This is a genomic window from Nocardia lasii (genome assembly GCF_042658545.1).
Taxonomy (GTDB): Bacteria; Actinomycetota; Actinomycetes; order Mycobacteriales; family Mycobacteriaceae; genus Nocardia; species Nocardia lasii.
In genome coordinates this window covers 39,671-59,950 of record NZ_JBHSQN010000010.1, presented here as the reverse complement: position 1 = coordinate 59,950, position 20,280 = coordinate 39,671, and the positions used below count along the sequence as shown (strand labels likewise).

The 20,280-nt window shown below is 69.5% G+C and carries 18 protein-coding genes; 12 read left to right on the top strand and 6 right to left on the bottom strand.

What is annotated here, in order from left to right:
• Positions 1-53: 53 nt before the first annotated feature.
• Positions 54-2,867: an aconitate hydratase AcnA gene (gene acnA, locus ACFP3H_RS14810; RefSeq protein ID WP_378605696.1), complete on the bottom strand. Its 2,814-nt coding sequence runs from the start codon at positions 2,865-2,867 to the stop codon at positions 54-56.
• A gap of 281 nt (positions 2,868-3,148) precedes the next feature.
• Between acnA and ACFP3H_RS14805 the strand changes: the two genes are divergently transcribed.
• The 9 genes from ACFP3H_RS14805 to ACFP3H_RS14765 all read left to right on the top strand — a co-directional run bounded on the left by ACFP3H_RS14805 (position 3,149) and on the right by ACFP3H_RS14765 (position 12,032).
• Positions 3,149-3,694 carry an Rv1476 family membrane protein gene (locus ACFP3H_RS14805; protein WP_378605693.1) on the top strand — a complete coding sequence of 182 codons (546 nt, stop codon included), beginning with the start codon at positions 3,149-3,151 and terminating at the stop codon, positions 3,692-3,694.
• 323 nt (positions 3,695-4,017) lie between these two features.
• On the top strand, positions 4,018-5,385 hold the full coding sequence (locus tag ACFP3H_RS14800) for an NlpC/P60 family protein (protein WP_378606397.1): 1,368 nt from the start codon (positions 4,018-4,020) through the stop codon (positions 5,383-5,385).
• A gap of 176 nt (positions 5,386-5,561) precedes the next feature.
• Entirely contained in the window at positions 5,562-6,725 is a 1,164-nt protein-coding gene (gene moxR1, locus ACFP3H_RS14795; protein ID WP_378605691.1) for a chaperone MoxR1, read from the top strand.
• Positions 6,726-6,754: 29 nt separating this feature from the next.
• Entirely contained in the window at positions 6,755-7,705 is a 951-nt protein-coding gene (locus ACFP3H_RS14790) for a DUF58 domain-containing protein (RefSeq protein WP_378605688.1), read from the top strand.
• A complete protein-coding gene (locus ACFP3H_RS14785; RefSeq protein WP_378605685.1) occupies positions 7,702-8,706 on the top strand; it encodes a VWA domain-containing protein in 1,005 nt (334 codons plus the stop codon). The genes ACFP3H_RS14790 and ACFP3H_RS14785 overlap by 4 nt, the downstream gene beginning before the upstream one ends.
• Before the next feature lie 84 nt (positions 8,707-8,790).
• Positions 8,791-9,507 (top strand): 3-oxoacyl-ACP reductase FabG1, encoded by a 717-nt coding sequence (gene fabG1 / locus ACFP3H_RS14780; RefSeq protein ID WP_378605682.1) that lies wholly within the window; start codon positions 8,791-8,793, stop codon positions 9,505-9,507.
• Between the two features lie 160 nt (positions 9,508-9,667).
• Complete coding sequence (inhA, locus tag ACFP3H_RS14775; protein ID WP_378605680.1) at positions 9,668-10,504, top strand: NADH-dependent enoyl-ACP reductase InhA; 837 nt, start codon at positions 9,668-9,670, stop codon at positions 10,502-10,504.
• Positions 10,504-11,553, top strand: a complete 1,050-nt coding sequence (locus tag ACFP3H_RS14770; protein WP_378605677.1) for a ferrochelatase — start codon at positions 10,504-10,506, stop codon at positions 11,551-11,553. Before inhA ends, ACFP3H_RS14770 begins: the two co-directional genes overlap by 1 nt.
• Before the next feature lie 86 nt (positions 11,554-11,639).
• Positions 11,640-12,032 (top strand): hypothetical protein, encoded by a 393-nt coding sequence (locus ACFP3H_RS14765; protein ID WP_378605674.1) that lies wholly within the window; start codon positions 11,640-11,642, stop codon positions 12,030-12,032.
• Between the two features lie 27 nt (positions 12,033-12,059).
• Here the strand turns inward: ACFP3H_RS14765 and ACFP3H_RS14760 are convergent, their stop codons facing one another.
• Positions 12,060-12,872 carry a hypothetical protein gene (locus tag ACFP3H_RS14760; protein ID WP_378605671.1) on the bottom strand — a complete coding sequence of 271 codons (813 nt, stop codon included), beginning with the start codon at positions 12,870-12,872 and terminating at the stop codon, positions 12,060-12,062.
• Positions 12,873-12,954: 82 nt separating this feature from the next.
• Positions 12,955-13,779, bottom strand: coding sequence for a DUF3097 domain-containing protein (locus ACFP3H_RS14755; RefSeq protein WP_378605668.1), 825 nt, complete (start codon positions 13,777-13,779; stop codon positions 12,955-12,957).
• A gap of 97 nt (positions 13,780-13,876) precedes the next feature.
• Between ACFP3H_RS14755 and ACFP3H_RS14750 the strand changes: the two genes are divergently transcribed.
• Both ACFP3H_RS14750 and ACFP3H_RS14745 read left to right on the top strand, forming a co-directional pair.
• Entirely contained in the window at positions 13,877-14,308 is a 432-nt protein-coding gene (locus ACFP3H_RS14750; protein WP_378605665.1) for an NfeD family protein, read from the top strand.
• Between the two features lie 11 nt (positions 14,309-14,319).
• Positions 14,320-15,621 (top strand): SPFH domain-containing protein, encoded by a 1,302-nt coding sequence (locus tag ACFP3H_RS14745; protein WP_378606394.1) that lies wholly within the window; start codon positions 14,320-14,322, stop codon positions 15,619-15,621.
• A 205-nt stretch (positions 15,622-15,826) separates the two neighbouring features.
• Here ACFP3H_RS14745 and ACFP3H_RS14740 read toward each other — a convergent pair whose 3' ends face one another.
• Entirely contained in the window at positions 15,827-17,077 is a 1,251-nt protein-coding gene (locus tag ACFP3H_RS14740) for a molybdopterin-binding protein (RefSeq protein WP_378605662.1), read from the bottom strand.
• Between the two features lie 140 nt (positions 17,078-17,217).
• On the opposite strand from ACFP3H_RS14740, the gene ACFP3H_RS14735 reads away from it, so the two are divergent.
• A complete protein-coding gene (locus ACFP3H_RS14735) occupies positions 17,218-18,072 on the top strand; it encodes an isocitrate lyase/PEP mutase family protein (protein WP_378605659.1) in 855 nt (284 codons plus the stop codon).
• Positions 18,073-18,084: 12 nt separating this feature from the next.
• On the opposite strand, the gene ACFP3H_RS14730 is transcribed toward ACFP3H_RS14735, so the two are convergent.
• Together ACFP3H_RS14730 and ACFP3H_RS14725 are read right to left on the bottom strand one after the other, a co-directional pair.
• Positions 18,085-18,690: a DUF305 domain-containing protein gene (locus ACFP3H_RS14730; protein WP_378605656.1), complete on the bottom strand. Its 606-nt coding sequence runs from the start codon at positions 18,688-18,690 to the stop codon at positions 18,085-18,087.
• Positions 18,687-20,210, bottom strand: a complete 1,524-nt coding sequence (locus ACFP3H_RS14725) for an LVIVD repeat-containing protein (protein WP_378606391.1) — start codon at positions 20,208-20,210, stop codon at positions 18,687-18,689. The genes ACFP3H_RS14730 and ACFP3H_RS14725 overlap by 4 nt, the downstream gene beginning before the upstream one ends.
• Between the last annotated feature and the right edge of the window lie 70 nt (positions 20,211-20,280).

Sequence of the window (20,280 nt, the reverse complement as noted above, 5' to 3'; positions counted from 1 at the left end):
GGGCAGGTCAATGCCCTTGTGGCGCAACACGTTACGCGCCACGTGTCGAACAACTAGCCGCGGATCATGTTGCGCAGCACGTACTGCAGGATGCCGCCGTTGCGGTAGTAGTCGGCCTCACCGGGGGTGTCGATGCGGACAACCGCGTCGAACTCGGTGACCGTGCCGTCCTCGGCGGTGGCGGTGACCTTGACGGTCTTGGGGGTGACACCCTCGTTCAGCGCGGTGATGCCCGCGATGTCGAAGGTCTCGGTGCCGGTCAGGCCCAGCGACGCGGCGGACTCGCCGGCCGGGAACTGCAGCGGCACAACGCCCATGCCGATCAGGTTGGAGCGGTGGATGCGCTCGAACGACTCGGTGATGACGGCCTTCACGCCCAGCAGGCTGGTGCCCTTGGCTGCCCAGTCACGCGAGGAGCCCGAACCGTATTCCTTGCCACCGAGCACGACCAGCGGGATGCCGGCGGCCTGGTAGTTCTGCGAGGCGTCGTAGATGAACGCCTGCGGGCCACCGTCGACGGTGAAGTCGCGGGTGTAACCACCCGAGACGTCGTCGAGCAGCTGGTTGCGCAGCCGGATGTTGGCGAAGGTGCCACGGATCATGACCTCGTGGTTACCGCGACGCGAGCCCAGCGAGTTGTAGTCCTTGCGGGCCACACCGTTGGCGTCGAGGTACTGCGCGGCCGGGGTGCCCGGCTTGATCGGACCGGCCGGGGAGATGTGGTCGGTGGTGACCGAGTCGCCCAGCAGGGCCAGCACGCGCGCGCCGGTGATGTCGGTGACCGGGGAGGGGTCCATCGACATGCCGTCGAAGTACGGCGCCTTGCGCACGTAGGTCGACTTCTCGTCCCACGCGAAGGTGTCGCCCTCGGGGGTCGACAGTTCCTGCCAACGCTTGTCGCCGTCGAAGACGGTGGCGTAGGAGTTGCGGAACATGTCCTGGCTGATCGCCGACTTGATGGTGTCGTCGATCTCCTGGGCCGAAGGCCAGATGTCCTTCAGGAAGACCGGGTTGCCGTCGGTGTCGGTGCCCAGCGCGTCGGCTTCGAAGTCGAAGTCCATCGTGCCCGCGAGCGCGTAGGCGATGACCAGCGGCGGGGAGGCCAGGTAGTTCATCTTCACGTCGGGGGAGATGCGACCCTCGAAGTTACGGTTGCCCGAGAGCACCGCGGTGACCGAGAGGTCGTTGTCGTTGATCGCGGCCGAGATCGCCTCGGGCAGCGGACCGGTGTTACCGATGCAGGTGGTGCAGCCGTAGCCACCGACGAAGAAGCCCAGCTTCTCCAGGTAGGGCCACAGGCCGGCCTTCTCGTAGTAGTCGGTGACGACCTGCGAGCCGGGAGCCATGTTGGTCTTCACCCACGGCTTGGTCGACAGACCCTTCTCCACCGCGTTGCGGGCCAGCAGGGCCGCGCCCAGCATGACCGACGGGTTGGAGGTGTTGGTGCAGGAGGTGATACCCGCGACCACGACGGCGCCGTGATCGAGGACGAACTTGTTGCCGTCCTCGCCGACGACCTCGATCGGCTTGGACGGACGACCGTTGGCACCCTTGGCGGCCGAGTGGGCCGGGACGTAGGTGTCATCGGCCGCACTGGCCGACACCGCGGTCGAATCCGAGGCCGGGAAGGACTCCTCGACACCCTCGTCGAGCGCGGTGAGCTCACCCTCGCCGACGTAGTTGACGATGTCGGCGCGGAAGGCGCTCTTGGACTCGCTGAGCAGGATGCGGTCCTGGGGACGCTTCGGGCCGGCGATCGAGGGCACCACGGTGCTCAGATCCAGCTCGAGGTACTCCGAGTAGACCGGCTCGCGCTCGGGGTCGTGCCACATGCCCTGTTCCTTGGCGTACGCCTCGACGAGCGCGAGCTGCTCGTCGCTGCGGCCGGTCAGGCGCAGGTAGTTGATGGTCTCGCCGTCGATCGGGAAGATCGCGGCGGTGGAGCCGAACTCGGGGCTCATGTTGCCCAGGGTGGCACGGTTGGCGAGGGGGACCTCGGACACGCCCTTGCCGTAGAACTCGACGAACTTGCCGACCACGCCGTGCTTGCGCAGCTGCTCGGTCACGGTGAGCACCACGTCGGTGGCGGTCACGCCGGGCTTGATCTCACCGGTCAGCTTGAAGCCGACCACGCGCGGGATCAGCATGGAGACCGGCTGGCCCAGCATCGCGGCCTCGGCCTCGATACCGCCGACGCCCCAGCCCAGCACGCCGAGGCCGTTGACCATGGTGGTGTGCGAGTCGGTGCCGACACAGGTGTCGGGGTAGGCCTGGCCGTTGCGGACCATGACCGTGGGGGCCAGGTACTCGATGTTGACCTGGTGGACGATGCCCATGCCCGGGGGGACGACCTTGAAGTCGTCGAAGGCGCCCTGGCCCCAGCGCAGGAACTGGTAGCGCTCGCCGTTGCGCTCGTACTCGAGCTCGACGTTGCGCTCCAGCGCGTCGGCGCGGCCGAACACGTCCAGGATCACCGAGTGGTCGATGACCATGTCGGCGGGGGAGAGCGGGTTGACCTTGCTCGGATCGCCACCGAGGACGGTGACGGCCTCACGCATGGTGGCCAGGTCGACGATGCAGGGCACGCCGGTGAAGTCCTGCATGATCACGCGCGCGGGGGTGAACTGGATCTCGACGCTCGGCTGTGCCGAGGGGTCCCAGTTCGCGATCTCGCGGATGTGGTCGGCGGTGATGTTCGCGCCGTCCTCGGTGCGCAGCAGGTTCTCTGCCAGCACCTTCAGGGCGTAGGGCAGCTTCTCGGTACCGGGAACAGCCGAGAGACGGAAGATCTCGTAGGAGTTGCTTCCGACCTCGAGCGTGCCTTTGGCGCCGAAGGTATCGATCTTCGTCACGTCAGCTCCACTCATGTGTGAGGGTGTGCCACCGGCGGGGCTGTGCCGGCGACTCGCGTCTATCGGAGGTATCCGGCGCCGTGAGATGCCGGTTTCCTCGCCGTACGAGCCTAACAGTACGCTTGTCCTATGAAATACGCGGGGCCCGTTCGCGACGCCGTGCCAGCGTAGTTGAGCCGCGTGTCGCGTACTGTGCCTGTCGAGCGAAGTCGGGGAAGACGCAGTGCCGCTCACCCCTGCAGTGTTGGACGCCCGTCGCGACGCAGGCGATCGTGGCTCGACAGACCGGATGGAAGATGACCACTTTTGCGCCGCTGGCGGCCGAACTGCCGCCGAACACCGTGCTGAGCAGCATCACCTCCGACCTCGCCGACAATCACGTCGCGGCCCCCAAGGGCCAGGATCAGGAGAATCTGGCGGCCATCGTCGCGCAGGCGCGCGCCGACGGCATCCCGCTCAGCGTGGTCATCGTCCCCGGCAATCCCGGCCACGACTCGAGCCTGCGCGACCTGGCCACCCAGGTCGGCGAGGTCACCGAGGGCACCGTCGCGGTGTTCAGCGACGACTGGATCGGCACCTACAGCGACACGATCAGCCGCGTGCGGCTCGAGTGGGCCGAGGACGCGGCCAAGTACAAGGGCAATCGTCCCGAAGAGGCTGTACAGGTCTTCGTCGACCGGCTCGAGCAGCCCGAGGGCACCTCGTGGGCCGTCATCACGATCGTGTTGATGACTCTGGCGGCGCTGACCATCGCCGGGCTGTACGTCGTGAAGCGGCGCCGTGGTCCCGAGACGCCCGCGCCGGTCGCGGCACCGCGCTTCGATGCGGGCTCACCCAACTAACTGGTTTCACTCCAGTCCCAAACCCAGGCCACCGGTCTGTTCTATTCGGTAGAAAACTGTGCCGCGTCAGGCAAATTCCGAGCAATCGATGAATCGTCGCCGGGCTCCCCTGTGATAGATGTTTCCTTTGGGAACTAAGTGACGTACCGTTGCTAGTGATCGCGATCGTGAATGCAGTGGTCCAGGGGGTGTTGGTCGACTCGTGTGATCGGTGGGTCGGCTGATGCGCTGGTGGCGAATGTCGAGTCGAGCTACTCGGAGGTACCGTGCGCGGTGCGGGCAGGCAAGACGAAGCGGGACTGTTACGAATAGCGATCGGTTTGCTGGCGGTGCTGGTGGTACTCGGCGGCGCGGCACCGGTCGGCGCGGCTCCACCGGCGCCACCGAATCCCTCCGACGGCGAGATCGCCGGGGCGGGCGCCCAGGTCGACGCGCGCGTCAGCGAGATCGGCGCGCTGATCAACCGCGTCGCCGCCGCCGACGATCGCCTGCGCGCACTCGACGACACCCTCGCGATCAAGCGCGAAGCGGTCAACCAGGCCCTGGTCGACCTGCAGAACGCCCGCGACGCCGCCGACACCGCGGCCGCCGCCGTGGCCGACAGTCAGACCCACCTGGTCGAGGTCGGCGCGCAAGTCGAGGTGGCACGCCAGGAATTCGACCAGGTCGCCACCCAGGCCTACGTGCGCCCGGCCACCAGTTCGGTCGTGAGCTACCTGGCCTCCACGACCCCGGAGGCCGCGATGGACCGCGCCAACGTGCTCGGCATGGTCGCCAAGAACCAACGCCAGGTCCTCGACGAACTGCGCCGCGCCCAGATCGCGCAGGCCAACCAGAACGCCACCGCGCGGCAGGCCAAGGCCGACGCCGACGCCGCCGCCGCGAGCGCGCAGGCCAAGCGCGACGCCGCCCAGACCGCCGTCTCGGTCGCCAAGACCGAGTTCGACACCCAGGCCGTGGCCCGCGACGACCTCCAGCGCGAACGCGCCGCCGCCCAGTCCGCCCTCGACATCGCCCGCTCCACGGTGTCGGGCCTACAGACCCAGCGCGAGATCTTCCTGTCCTGGGACGCCCAGCGCGAAGCCGAGATCATGGCCCTGCTCGCCGCCGCCAACGCCGCGGCCTCACGCGCCGCCGCCGACAAGGCCGCCCGCGACCGCGCCGCCGCGCTCAACGAGGGCCAGCGCCCACACGCCGACCTCGAATCCGCGCCGACCACCCCGCGACGCACCCAACCCAAACCCGGCAAACCCCAGGTGACCGGTTCGGCCGCGATCGAGACCGTGGTCGACCGCGCGATGTCGCAACTCGGCGTCACCTACGCCTGGGGCGGCGGCGACGAGGACGGCCCGACCCTCGGCATCCGCGACGGCGGCACCGGCGACGCCCACGGCGACTTCAACAAGGTCGGCTTCGACTGCTCGGGCCTGATGCTCTACGCCTTCGCCGGCATCGGCGTCTCGCTGCCGCACTACAGCGGCTACCAGTACAACGCGGGCACCCGCGTCGACGTCGACGACCGCCGCCGCGGCGACATGCTGTTCTGGGGCCCCGGCGGCAGCGCGCACGTGGCGATGTACCTGGGCAACGGGAAGATGATCGAGGCCCCTGAATCCGGGGATGTCGTGAAGATTTCCCCGGTTCGCGAGGCGGGCATCATGCCCTACGCGGTCCGTATCGTCACCGGCTGACACGTCGTCTGTGCTGGTAGAAGCCTTTCCGGTGCGGCGGCGCGCACGGGCGTGCGTCGATGTGCGCGCCGTCACCGGCCCGACGAAATCCCGTCTAGTGCTGGCCGGTTGCGGCGCACCGGGCGATTCAATGGAATAGTTGGTGCCGCACGCACAGGACCAAAGCGAAAGCGGGGATGTTGGTGACTTCGACGGAAGGTGTGAGCGGGCCGAAGCTGGCGAAGGACGCCGGTACGGCCACGCCGAGCACCCTGGAGCGTGACGTCCAGACTCTCGAGAAGGCGATCTACGAGGTCAAGCGGGTTATCGTCGGTCAGGATCGGCTCGTCGAGCGGTTGCTCGTGGGCGTTCTGGCGCGGGGCCACGTCTTGCTCGAAGGTGTGCCGGGCGTCGCGAAAACTCTTGCGGTGGAAACCTTCGCCAAGGTCGTCGGCGGCTCGTTCTCCCGGGTGCAGTTCACCCCGGACCTGGTGCCCACCGACCTCATCGGTACCCGCATCTACCGGCAGGGCCGCGAGGAGTTCGACACCGAACTCGGCCCGGTCGTGGCGAACTTCGTGCTCGCCGACGAGATCAACCGCGCGCCCGCGAAGGTGCAGTCGGCACTGCTCGAGGTGATGGCCGAGCGCAAGCTGTCCATCGGCGGCAAGACCTACCCGATGCCCGATCCGTTCCTGGTCATGGCGACCCAGAACCCGATCGAGAACGAGGGCGTGTACCCGCTGCCCGAGGCGCAGCGCGACCGCTTCCTGTTCAAGGTGATCGTCGACTACCCCTCGGTCGAGGAGGAGCGCGAGATCATCTACCGGATGGGGGTGAGCGCGCCCGAGCCCAAGCAGATCCTCGACCCCGAGGACATCATCCGCCTGCAGAAGGTGGCCGCCAACGTCTTCGTGCACCACGCGCTGGTCGACTACGTCGTGCGCGTGATCACCGCGACCCGCACGCCCGCCGACTTCGGCATGAACGATGTCGCCAGCTGGATCTCCTACGGCGCCTCCCCGCGCGCGAGCCTCGGCATCATCGCCGCGGCCCGCGCCGTCGCGCTGATCCGCGGTCGCGACTACGTGGTCCCGCAGGATGTCGTCGAGGTGATCCCGGATGTGCTGCGGCACCGTCTGGTGCTGTCCTACGACGCGCTGGCCGACGAGGTGACCCCCGAGGAGGTCGTCAAGCGCGTGCTGCAGACCGTGGGTCTGCCGCAGGTCGCCCCGCAGGCGGTCGGCGGCCAGTCCGTGCCGCAGCCGCCGCCGGTGCCCCAGCCGCCGGTGCCCCATCCTGTGCCCCAGCCGGTGAACGGGCAGCAGTCCCAGCCCGCCGGCCATGTCGCGCCCCAGTGAGTGCGCCCGAACCCGTTGTCCGCGTGCCCATGTCGTCTCACGCCCCGCCGTCGTTCCGGGCCGGTGATCTGACCGATCCGAAGCTGTCCGCCGCGCTGAAGACCCTCGAGTTGACTGTGCGGCGCCGGCTCGACGGTGTGCTGCACGGCGACCACCAGGGTCTGATCCCCGGTCCGGGTTCGGAACCGGGGGAGGCGCGGCTGTATCAGCCGGGTGACGATGTGCGCCAGATGGATTGGTCGGTCACCGCCCGCACCACCCATCCGCACGTGCGCCAGATGATCGCCGATCGCGAGCTCGAGACCTGGCTCGTGGTCGACCTGTCGTCGAGCCTGGACTTCGGCACCGGCCGGGTGCACAAGCGCGACCTGGCCATCGCGGCCGCCGCGGCGATCACCCACCTCACCTCCGGTGGCGGCAACCGCATCGGCGCGGTGGTGGCCACCGGTCAGGATCTCGTGCGCATCCCCGCGCGCAGCGGACGGCTGCACGCGCAGACCATGGTGCGCGGTATCGCGACCACCCCGCACGCCCGCGACGGGGTGCGCGGTGACCTCAAAGCCGGGATCGAATCCCTGCGCCGTCCGCAACGCAAACGCGGTCTGGCCGTGGTGATCAGCGATTTCCTCGGTGACGTCGACTGGCAGCGTTCGCTGCGCGCCCTTTCCGCGCGCCACGACCTGCTCGCGGTGGAAGTCCTCGACCCGCTCGACATCGCCCTGCCCGACGGCGGCGACGTGGTGCTGCACGATCCCGAATCGGGCCGCACCCGCGAGTTCAGCGTCACGCCCACCCTGCGCGCCGATTTCGCGGCCGCGGCCGGTGCCCAGCGGGCCCAGGTCGCCCAGGCGCTGCGCAGTTGCGGCGCGCCGGTGCTGACCCTGCAGACCGATCGGGACTGGATCGCCGACGTGGTCCGGTTCGTATCCACCCGGCGCCACAGCCTCGGCGCCCCGAGCGGGCGGGTGCCTCGCCAGTGAGTATTTCGCATTTCACCGCCGTCGTCTGGCTCGGCTTCCTCGCGGTCGTCGCCCTGCTCGTGCTCGGTTACGTGCTCGTGCAGCGCGCCCGGCACAAGCGGATGCTGCAGTTCGGCAACATGGCCATCCTCGAGCGCGTCGCCCCGTCGCGCCCGAGCCCGATGCGCCACGCCCCGATCGCGCTGATCCTGGTCGGCCTGGTGCTGCTCACCATCGCCGCCGCGGGCCCCACCGCCGTGCAGAAGGTGCCGCGCAACCGCGCGACCGTCGTTCTGGTGATGGACGTTTCGCTGTCGATGGAGGCCACCGACGTGCCGCCGAACCGGTTGCAGGTCGCGCAGAAGGCCGGTAAGGAATTCGTCGACGGCCTGACCCCCGGCATCAACCTCGGTTTCGTCACGTTCGCGGGCACGGCCTCGGTGATGGTCTCCCCGACCACCAACCGCGAGGCGGTCAAGCACTCGATCGACAACATCAAGTTGGCCGAGCGCACCGCCACCGGCGAGGGCATCCTCACCGCCCTGCAGTCCATCGACACCCTCGGCGCGGTCCTCGGCGGCGCCGAGACGCCCCCGCCCGCGCGGGTGGTGCTGATGTCGGACGGCAAGCAAACCGTGCCCGACGACAAGGACGTCGACAACACCCGCCACGGCTTCACCGCCGCGCGCCTGGCCAAGAACAAGGGCATCCCGGTGTCCACGATCTCCTTCGGCACCGAGTGGGGCACCGTCGAGATCCCCGATTCCGACGGCAAGGGCTCACAGCGGGTGAAGGTCCCCGTGGACAACGACTCCCTGCGCGAGATCGCCGAGCTCTCCGGCGGCGACTTCTACACCGCCTCGTCGCTGGCCGAGCTCACCGCGGTCTACGACACCCTCGAGGAGCAGATCGGCTACGAGACCACTCGCGGCGACGCGAGCAGGCCGTGGCTGATCGCGGGCATGCTGGCCATCGCCGCGGGCGTCGTGGTGAGCCTGCTCTATCGTCAACGCCTGCCCTAGCACCCCGGCGTCCGGGTTGTGAGGTGTCGCAACGGCCCGACCCTGACGCGGGGCGCACGAATCCGAACAGATAGGTTGGACCCTATGTCGAACGTCACATCCCGGTCGGTGCTGGTCACCGGCGGTAATCGCGGTATCGGTCTCGCGGTCGCGCAGCGTCTGCTCGCCGACGGCCACAAGGTCGCTGTCACCCATCGTGGATCGGGGGTGCCCGAGGGCCTGTTCGGGGTGAAATGCGATGTCACCGATAGTGATTCGGTCGATCGTGCGTTCACCGAGGTCGAGGAGCACCAGGGTCCGGTGGAGGTGCTGGTCGCCAACGCGGGCATCACCGACGACACCCTGCTGATGCGCATGAGCGAGGACCAGTTCGAGCGGGTCATCGACGCCAACCTCACCGGCGCCTTCCGCTGTGCCAAGCGCGCCAACCGCGCCATGCTGCGCGCCCGCTGGGGCCGGATGATCTTCCTGGGTTCGGTCGTCGGTCTCGGCGGTGGTCCCGGTCAGATCAACTACGCTTCCTCCAAGGCCGGTGTCATCGGCATGGCGCGCTCGATCACCCGTGAGCTGGGCTCGCGCTCGATCACCGCCAACGTGGTCGCCCCCGGTTTCATCGAGACCGACATGACCGCCGAGCTGCCCGAGGACCTCAAGGAAACCGCCAAGAAGTTCATCCCGCTGGGCCGTCTCGGCCAGGCCGAGGACGTCGCCGCGGTGATCAGCTTCCTCGCTTCGGAGGACTCCCGCTACGTCACCGGTGCCGTCATCCCGGTCGACGGCGGCATGGGCATGGGCCACTGATCCCGTGGAGAGCACCCGTCCACAGTTCGGACGGCACATTCTGCATGGGCCACTGATCCCGTGGAGAGCACCCGTCCACAGTTCGGACGGCACATTCTGCATGGGCCACTGATCCGCTGACGGATCATCATTCAACAGATTTCAGGAGAACCGAAAACTCATGGGCGGACTGCTCGAAGGCAAGACCATCCTGGTCACCGGCATCATCACCGACTCGTCGATCGCGTTCCACGCGGCCGCGATCGCGCAGGAGCAGGGCGCGAGGGTGATCATCACCGGTATCCCCGACCGCCTGCGCCTGATCGACCGCATCGCCAAGCGCCTGCCGCAGGAGGTGCCCCCGGCGATCGGTCTCGATATCACCAATGAGGACGACCTGGCCGCGCTCACCGCGAAGCTGGCCGAGATCGCCCCCGAGGGTGTCGACGGCGTGCTGCACTCGATCGCGTTCGCGCCGCGTTCGATCATGGGTCCGGGTTCGGCGCCGTTCCTCGAGGGCCCCGGCCCCGATGTGGCCAAGTCGTTCGAGATCTCGGCGTGGAGCTACGCCGCGCTGGCTCGCGCCGTGCTGCCCGCCATGAACGAGGGCGGTTCCATCGTCGGTATGGACTTCGATCCGCGCGTGGCGATGCCGTACTACAACTGGATGGGTGTGGCCAAGGCCGCGCTCGAGTCGGTCAACCGCTACGTGGCCCGTGAGGTCGGCGCCGCGAAGAAGGTGCGCTCGAACCTGATCGCCGCGGGTCCGATCAAGACTCTCGCCGCCAAGGCCATCGCGGGCACCGCCACCGACGATGCCAAGCAGCTCAACCAGCTGGAGAACTACTGGGACGGCGCCTCGCCCATCGGCTGGGATGTCGACAACCCGCGCGCGGTCGGCAAGTCGATCGTGGCCCTGCTCTCGGATTGGCTGCCCGCCACCACGGGTTCGATCATCTACGTCGACGGCGGCGCCAGCCACAACATGTGGTTCCCCGAGAGCTTCGCTGTCAACTGATGCCCGACGCCCTGCTGCTGCTGTCCTTCGGTGGCCCCGAAGGCCCCGAGGACGTACTCCCGTTTCTGGAGAACGTCACTCGGGGCCGCGGGGTACCCCCCGAACGGCTCGCCGAGGTCGCGCAGCACTACCTGCATTTCGGCGGCGTCTCGCCGATCAACGCGCTCAACCAGCAGATCATCACCGCCCTCGAGGCCGATCTGGCCGATGCCGGGCTGGACCTGCCGGTCTACTTCGGCAACCGTAACTGGCACCCCATGGTCGAGGACACCGTCGCCCGGATGAGCACCGACGGGGTGCGCTCGGCGCTGGTGTTCCCGACTTCGGCCTGGGGCGGCTACTCGGGTTGTCGCCAGTACGACGAGGACATCGCCCGCGCCCGCGCCGCCGTCGGCGCGCAGGCCCCCGAACTGGTGAAACTGCGCCAGTACTTCGACCACCCGCTGCTGATCGCCGCCTTCGCCGACGCCATCACCGCTGCGGCCCAACAGATTCCGGCCGACCGCCGCGCGGGTGTGCGCCTGGTGTTCACCGCGCACTCCATCCCCGTGGCCGCCGACCTCGCGGCGGGCCCCCCGGCCGACGGCGGTCGCCTCTACAGCAGGCAGGTCGCCGAGGCCGCCCGCTTGTGCGCCGCCGCAACGGGTTTCACCGAGTACGACGTGGTCTGGCAGTCCCGCTCGGGCCCTCCGCAGGTGCCCTGGCTCGAACCCGACATTCTCGATCACCTGGATGTGTTGCACGCCAAGGGCATCGACGCCGTGGTGGTCTGCCCGGTCGGTTTCGTCTCCGACCACCTCGAGGTCATCTGGGACCTGGACAACGAGGCCGCGACCCGCGCCGACGAGCTCGGCATGGCCTTCGCCCGCGCCGCCACCCCGGGCACCGACCCGCGCTTCCCCCGGATGATCGTCGAACTGATCGCCGAGCGCGTGAGCGACGGTCCGGTGCGCGAACTCGGCGAGGTCCCCGGCTACGGCTGCACCGCCGACGGCGCCCGATGCGCTCCGGGCTGCTGCGAACTGCCCGCGCGCCCGGTGCGTCGCTGAACACAACCGAATAACCTTTTTCCGGGACACCCCTGTTCGCGGGGTAGCCTTTGCTCAGTCGCGCTCGACTGATCGGAGGTTTTCCGATGGCCAGGATATCGCCGCATCGCCGGGCGAAAGTCGCCGTGGTAGTCGCCGTCGCCGCGCTCGGCCTGACCGGCTGCGGCAGGGGCGGCTACCAGACCGAGCCGGTTCCGGCACCGCCCACCACCATCTCACCCGCCGCCGTCGGCGAGCTGTGCAGCATCTTCAACACCCAGAAGGGCACCTGGAAGGCTCTCGGTCCGCAGGTCGCCCAGGTGGCGTTCACCGGCGTGATGCGGCTGTGGACGATCCAGGACACCGTCGCGGGCGCCGCGGTGGCCTACAACCGCAATATCGTCGACACCGCCACCAGCAGGGCCTGCCCCCGGGTCCGCACCGCCGTGCTCGGCGTCCTCGATGTCGCCAGCCTGCGGGTCGCGCTCAACGGATTCTGAACCCGCCGAGGCACTTTTGCGTCAGAGTCACCCGTTGCGGCCCGCCGCGGCGTGCACCGCGACCAGCCGGGCTTCGCGAATCGTGTTCCACAGCGGTCGCAGCAGCGACTCGTGCGCGCCGATCGCGGTGGCCGAGGTGGGTGCCGAGGCCGGTTCGTGCTGGGCGACGGTGAGGATCGCGGCCACGTGATCGGCGGTGTCGAGGATGCGCTTGGCGCGCAACGGAATCGAATCCGGATAGGCGTGACGGGCATACGCCGCCAGTTGCGCTTCGATCTGCTCGCGCGGATCGTCGTCGCCGGTGCCGATCGAGGTGGTGTGCAGCCGCATGAGCGCGTCGGCCGCATCGCGCACCGATTCGCGCATGGTGTACTCGGCCTCGCCCAGCGACATGTCCGAGGCGGTGATCCGGGGGATATCGACCCCGTACACGGTCCACTGCAGGGTCTCGTCGTCGTCCCACTGCGGAATCAACCCGGTACCGGGCTCGCCGGGAACCCCGAGTAGCAGCCCTTCCTCGGCGTCGATCGCGTCCGCGGCGAAGGCCGTGCCCACCGGCAGCCCCCGCACATCGCCCGGCGCGGGCAGCACCAGCCGCAGCTGCGCGCCCGCCGGGGCCATGGCCTCGCGGATCACCTTGAGCAGCGGCATGGCGCCGGTGCCCGATTCTCCGCGCGAGGTCCACGGGAGGTCGGTGCGCCCGCCGGTGACCGGGTCGCCCGCCGCGATCGTGTGCCGTGGCGCCCAGGCATGCAGGGCCGCCAGCACGTCGTCGGGCGCGCTGGTCCCGGCCAGCCAGGAGCCGGCCCACAGCGTCAGCGTGGCACTGGGAGAGCACATAATCATCGAGCATAAAGGTTCGTCAGGATTCGCGTGCGGGCACCGACCAGGTCGACCGCGCCCCACCTGACCTGCTGTGCGACTACTCCGGCTCGGTCACGAAGTCGATGAGCCGCTCGACCGCGCCGATCAGGGGTGCCTCCAGATCCCGGAACGTCTCGACCGCCTCGTAGACCCGCCGCCAGCCCTGCTGCGGCGTGCCCCAGCCCAGTCGCGCGCAGATCCCGGTCTTCCAATCCTCGCCGCGCGGCACGCTCGGCCAGGCCTCGATCCCGAGCGCGGCGGGCCGCACGGCCTGCCACACGTCGATGTAGGGATGCCCGGTCACCAGCACGTGCGGGCCGAGTCCGGTGGTCAGGTGCGTCTCCTTGGACCCGGTCACCAGGTGGTCGACCAGCACACCCACCCGCGCGCCCGGACCCGGTTCGAACTCGACGAGCCGCGCGCCCAGATTGTCCAGCCCCTCGAGATGCTCCACGACCACGCCCTCCACCCGCAGATCGTGCCCCCACACCCGCTCCACGAGCGCCGCGTCGTGCACGCCCTCCACCCAGATCCGACTCGTGCGCGCCACCCGCGCCCGCAACCCCTCCACCCGCGTGGACCCCGACGCCGACCGAGCGGGCTGCGCGGTCGCGGTCGCGGTGGGCCGGGTCAGGGTGACCGGTTTCCCGTCGATCAGGAACGCCGCCGCCCGCATCGCGAACAGCCGCACCGCCCCGCGCGCGTCCTCGAGTTTGACGAACTCGCCGTCGTAGCTGCGGTCGAAACCGACTACCGCGCCGCAGAATCCGCTCGCCGCGTCCTCCACCACCAGGTCGCGTTCGGCCGCGACGAGCGGCACGGGCGTGGCCTTGGTCCGATCGTGGCCGGAAAAGATGTCACCGTAGCGGTCTCGCGCACTCACGCCTCGAAACTACCGCGCGCGCAACAGCATGCGTGGGAGCGCCGCACCGATCCCGCGAGCCCGCCCGCGAAACGCCGAACCCGGCTAGGCTGGCGGTGTGGCCGCAATAGTCTGGCTGATCGCGGGCATCGTCCTCGCGGCGGCGGAAATGCTCACCGGGGACCTCGTGCTGCTCATGCTGGGTGTGGCCGCGCTCGGCACCGCCGGCGTCGCGGCCGCGACCGACATCCCGGTCTGGGGCGACGCGCTGGTGTTCGCCGCGATCGCGGGTGTGCTGTTCCTCGGGGTGCGCCCGGTGCTGCGGCGCAAGTTCGGCACCCCGCCGCCCACCCTCACCAACGCCGAGGCGCTGCCGGGCAAGTCCGCGCTGGTGCTCGAGCCGGTGGGGGAGCATTCGGGGCGGGTCAAGCTCGGTGGTGAGGTGTGGACAGCGCGTCCACTGGACCCGAGTGAAGTGTACGAAGCCGGTGTGACCGTTTACGTGATGAAGATCGACGGCGCGACAGCCGTCGTCTGGAAGGGTCCCTAGAGATAATGGACATCGTTGCCCTGATCGTGGCCGCCGTCCTCATCCTGTTGGTTGTGGTCGTGGTCTTCAAATCGATCGCGCTCGTCCCGCAGGCCGAGGCCGCGGTGATCGAACGACTCGGGCGGTATTCGCGCACCGTGTCGGGCCAGTTGACGTTCCTCGTCCCGTTCGCCGACCGCATCCGCGCGAAGGTCGACCTGCGCGAGCGGGTGGTGTCGTTCCCGCCGCAGCCCGTGATCACCCAGGACAACCTCACGCTGCAGATCGACTCGGTGGTGTATTTCCAGGTCACCGAGCCCCAGGCCGCGGTCTACGAGATCAGCAACTACATCGCCGCGGTCGAGCAGCTCACCGTCACCACCCTGCGCAATGTCGTCGGTGGCATGACCCTGGAGGAGACGCTCACCTCGCGCGACCAGATCAACAACCAGCTGCGCGGGGTGCTCGACGAGGCCACCGGCCGCTGGGGTCTGCGCGTGGCCCGCGTCGAGCTCAAGTCCATCGATCCGCCGCCGTCGATCCAGGAATCGATGGAGAAGCAGATGAAGGCCGATCGTGAGAAGCGCGCGATGATCCTCACCGCGGAAGGCCACCGCGAAGCCCAGATCAAGACCGCCGAGGGCGCCAAGCAGGCCGCGATCCTGTCGGCCGAGGGCGGCAAGCAGTCCTCGATCCTGTCGGCCGAGGGTGAGCGCCAGAGCCGCATCCTGCGCGCCCAGGGTGAACGCGCCGCCTCCTACCTGCAGGCGCAGGGCCAGGCCAAGGCCATCGAGAAGGTCTTCGCCGCGATCAAGAACGGCAAGCCCACCCCCGAACTGCTCGCCTACCAGTACATGCAGACCCTGCCGATGGTGGCCAAGGGCGACGCGAACAAGGTGTGGCTGGTGCCCAGCGATTTCGGCAAGGCCCTCGAGGGTTTCGCCCAGAATTTCGCGACCAAGGGCGAGGACGGCGTGTTCCGCTACGAGCCCACCGCCGACGACACCCCGGTCAAGATCGAAGACGACTCCGACGTGGCCGACTGGTTCGAGACCGCCTCCGATCCCAAGATCGAGGAGGCCGTCCGCGCCGCGGAAGCCACCGCCCGCACCCCCGTCGAGGGCTTCGATTCGGCCCCGCGCCCGAAAACCTCGGTCCCGCAGGGCAACTCGGCGCAGCTCCCGACACCGCCCCCGAATCTGCCCCCGCAGAATCCGCAGCAGCAACTGCCGCCGCAGAACCAGCCCCAGCAGCCCCACCAGCCCCAGCAGCCGCCCGTCGGCCGCCCCGACGACCCGTACGGTCGCCCGTGGCAGCCGCCGCAACACGGCTGATCCCGACCTCCTCCGGCCCCGGTGCGAATCATGCATCGGGGTCGGAGTCGTTGTGTGGCAATACTTTCGGATGTCCGTCGCGTGAGGATGTCGCGAAGTCGTGACGCAATGGGCATAATCCCGCCCCGCGATGTCCGGCAACCAGGCAGGCGTATCGGTGTCCACGATGGCTCGGAACCGCGATCCCACCGGCGGCGAACGGAATTCAGCGGGGCAGCGGCAGCAATTCGACGAGCGAGCCGCGCCCCGTGCCCGGCGGCAGCACCGCAAGGGCCTGGCAGCCGATGAGCCCCGCCAGATGCGGCGTGTGCGCGGGCCCCGTACTGCGCCAGACCCCGCCGGGATGCTGCTGCACGCCCACGATCCGTGTCGCTTCCCCCGCCATCACCCCCGCGTCCGACAGTCGCCCCCACAGCGTGGCGCCGGGCGTGCGCAGGGTCAGCGCGTCCACGATCGCCGGCCCGACCGCGAGCAACGCGGCCACCGCCGCGAACGGGTTCCCTGGCAGTCCCAGCAGAATTCGACCGTCCGGCAGGTGGGCGACCAGCGTGGAACCGCCGGGCCGAATCGTGATGCGCTCCACGATGATCCGCGCGCCGAGCTCGGCCAGCAGCGTGCGCAGGTGATCGGCCGCACCGCGCCCGGTCGCCCCGACCATCACCACCAGATCCGCGTGCGATTTCAGCGCCAGCCAGGAGCGCAGCAGATCGCGACTGTCGGCCAGATGCCACAGCCCCGTGCTCTCGATATCGCAGCACCGCAGGAACTCCGGCAGCAGCGGCCCGAGCGAATCCCGCGTCTCCCCGGGCGCCAGCGGCCCGACCGCGCGGATCTCGTCCCCGGTCATCACCACGTCGGCGCGCAACGGCCCACGCACGGTGACGGTTTCGGATTCCGCGCTCAGTGCCGCCGAGGCCAGCGCCGCCGAGACCCGTGCCCCCGCCCGCGCCAATTCCGTTCCGCTGCTCCAGTGTTCACCCTGGCGACGCGTGTCATCGCGCACCGGCGCACCGGGCGCGCGCATGACCACCGGCTTCCCGGAGACGGTCGTGCGCACGATGTGTTCGTCGCGCAGGGTCGCCGTGGTTCCCAGCGGGGTCGCCGCGCCGGTCGCGATCCGCACCGCCTCACCGGGCGCGAGCACCACCGAACAGCCGCGTCCGGCGTAGCTGACCTGCTGATGCAGCTGCCACCACGGCCCCGGCCCCGCGACCGCGTAACCGTCCATCGCCGCGGTGTCGACCCGCGGCAGGGGAGTGCCCGCGGCCAGCGTGATCGCCAGGGTCGCCCCCACCGCCTCGGCCACCGGGCGTTCGCGCACCGCGATCGGTTCCAGCGCGGCGGCGATCTGCGCGCGCGCCCGTTCCACCCCGCACTGCACCGTCGGAACTGTGCCCGCCTGCGCGCTCACCACCACGATTCGCCTTCCGACACCCGTCACCGACACTGCGCTCATCGTGCGCACCGGCGATTGCCTGCGATTTTCCCGGCAGTTGCCTCGCGATGACGTTGTGCTCACGGACGCGCGAGCCCGACGGTGCGGGTGGGGCAGAATGGACCCGTACGCCGACACCCGGCCTCCCACCAGGAGCAATCGTGGACAGTGCACAGCGCGCCCGCGCCCAGGCTTTCGTCGATCTGCACCGCGCGGGCTGCTTGCTGCTCCCCAACGCCTGGGACGCGGGCAGCGCGCGCCTGCTCGAATCGGTGGGTTTTCCGGCCGTGGCCACCACCAGCGCCGGGATCGCCTTCTCCTTCGGTCGCCCCGACCACGACTTCTTCACCGAGCACGGCGAACACGGTCGACTCGACCGCCCCACGATGCTGCGCCGCCTGCACGAGATCACCGACGCGGTCCGGATTCCGGTGAGCGCCGACCTCGAGGAGGGCTACGGCCCCGACGTGCAAACCGTGGCCACCACGTTCGCCCTGGCCATCGACGCCGGTGCGGCGGGCGGCAACCTCGAGGATTTCACCGGCGACCGCGCCGCGCCCCTGTTCGAGCAGAGCCACGCCGTGGACCGCGTCCGCGCCGCCCGCGCCGCGGTCGCCGCCAGCGGCGAACCCTTCGTCCTGGTCGGGCGCACCGACGCCCTGCTCGTCGACGCGAGTCTCGACGAGGCCATCCGCCGCGGCAACGCCTACCTCGCCGCCGGCGCGGACTGCGTCTTCGTCCCCGGCGCCGCCGACGCCACCACCATCACCACCCTCGTGCGTGCCCTCGACGGCCCACTCAATGTCGTCATGGGCCTGTCCGAGGGCGCCCTGACGATGGCCGAACTCGCCGAGCTCGGGGTGCGTCGAGTCACGGTCGGCGGCAGCATCGCCCGCCTGCTCTACCGCCACCTGCTCGACGCGGCCCGCGAACTGGCCGAGCACGGCACCTTCACCTACGCCGCCACCCAACTCGCCCAGTCGACCCTCAACGAACACTTCACCGACCGCCCCTGACCCCCTCGAAGCTCACGACGCGGGCCGCGCGCCGCGCAGCTCGAGCAGCATGCCGAGATACCCCAATTCCTGGCTCTGCGACTGCGCCATCGCCCGCGCCGCCTGCTTCACCGGCCCCGAGGTCAGCAGCGCGTCCGCCGCCCGCGCCATCGCGATCCCGCCCGCGTGATGCCGATACATCAACCGCAGGAACAACGTCTCGGCCGCCGCCCCGCGGGCCGCGCTCAACGCGTCGAGTTCGGCAACGGTGGCCATCCCCGGCATCCCCTCGTGCCCGCTCGACGAGTGGTGGTCCCGCGCCATCCACCGCATCGGCTCGGCCGAAGTAGGTGCCGCACCGGCCAACTGAGTCCAACCGAGCAGAGTCCCGATCTCCATCCGCTGCACGTCGGCGATCTGATCGGCCAGCCCGCGCACCGCCGGATCCACGCCCGCGTCCAGCCGTTCGGTGAGGATCAACGCCTGCTGGTGATGCGCGGTCATATCCTGCACGAACCCCAACTCCGTCACCCCGAAAAGGGTCGGGGGAGCGGCACTGTCGGCGAAGAACACCGGCCGCAGCGCCGCACCGAGCACCAGCAGGAACACCGCCGCCACCCCCGCGCAGAGAACCTTCACGACCCCACCGTCGACTGCTGATCCGCGGGCGCGGTGTACACCCCGTTGTCGAACCGCAGCACCATGAACCCGTTGTCGGCACAGGTCACATACAGCTGCTCGCCCCGCCACTCCGGCGGCGACATGCACCAGTCCGTGGACAGGTCACCGAACGCCACGTCGCCCGCGCGCGAGGTCAGGGCCTGCGCCGGATCGAACACCCCCTCGGCCATCGCCCGCAGCACCGCGGGCGCGCCCAGCAGCGGGATCCCGATGATCGAGGCCAGCGCGTGCGGCGAGTTCCAGAGTTCGAGATTGCGGCCGGTGCGCGCGGGCGGGTTGAAGTAGGCGATCTCGCGGATGGCGCCGGGATCGCGCACGTCGAAGACCCGGATCCCCGACGAGACCCACCCGCAGGCCAGCGCGGTCGGGTTCGCGGGTCGGTCGGCGGCGCAGTAGTGCGATTCGTAGGAGAACAGCGAGCCGCCCATCCCGGACCCGATATTGGCGTCGATATTGTCGGGCAGGTTGATCTCGAGCTTGATCCTGGCCGTGATCCGCGGCGCGCTGTCGTCGGAGACGTCGAGGAGTTTCACCCCGCCCGAGCCGCCCTCGTCCACGGTGAACAGGTGCGCCACCCCGGCATAGGTCACCGGCACGCTGTGCTGGGTCGCCCACCCGTCGGTCCAGAACGTGCGACCCAGGTGCGGCACGAACGGATTCGGATCGCGGCGCTGCACCGCACTCACATCGAGCACGGTGAACCCGCCCAGCGCGGACAGATACAGCCGGTTCCCGTCCGGGCTCACGCCGAGCCCGTGCGCTTCGATCCCGGTGAGCCCCTGCCAGATCACCCGCGGATTCGCCGGATCGACGAGATCGATGGCGCTGAGGAATCCGGGCACCAGTCCCGAGGCCCAATACGTGCGCCCGTCGGGGGAGAAGCCGCCCTCGTGCGTCGTAATCGGCAGCGGCAGCGCGAGATTCGAGCCGAAGCCCGGATTGAGCAGGCGCGGACGCGCGCAATCGGAGATGTCGTACACCGACAGGTACCCGGCGCCGAGCCCCACCGGCACCCCCGTGCCCACGAGCAGTTCGCGAGTCGTGTTGACCTTCAACGACTCCCACGTCCCCGCCAGCATCGCGGGCTCGGCCAGCGTCGCGGTCAGTCGCGGATTCGCCGGATCGGACACGTCGAGCACCTGCACGCCAGGATGCTCACCGAGCAGCGTCCCCGGGAACAGGGTTCCCAGGTAGGCGCAGTGTTCATAGCTGGTCGAGGTGATCCCGCCGCCGCGCCCGGCATAGCCGCCGACCATCGACAGATTGCAGCGATAGCCCTGCGTACTGCGCCCGCTGTCGCGATCGGCCGCGGGCACGTCGCCCTGCAATCCCGCTTCCGGCGCCGACCCCGGACCACAGTCCGCGCGCGGCACCGCCGTTCGCCCCACGTCGAGTAATTCGTGCACGGCCGCACCGAGATCCGCCGACGCTCCCGGCGGCAACCCGACCACGACCAGCGCGGTGACCACGACCAGCATCCCGGCTCGGGTGAGAAATCGTGTCGGCATCGGGCCCCCTGACTCGCTGACACAGACGCCACGACTGGCT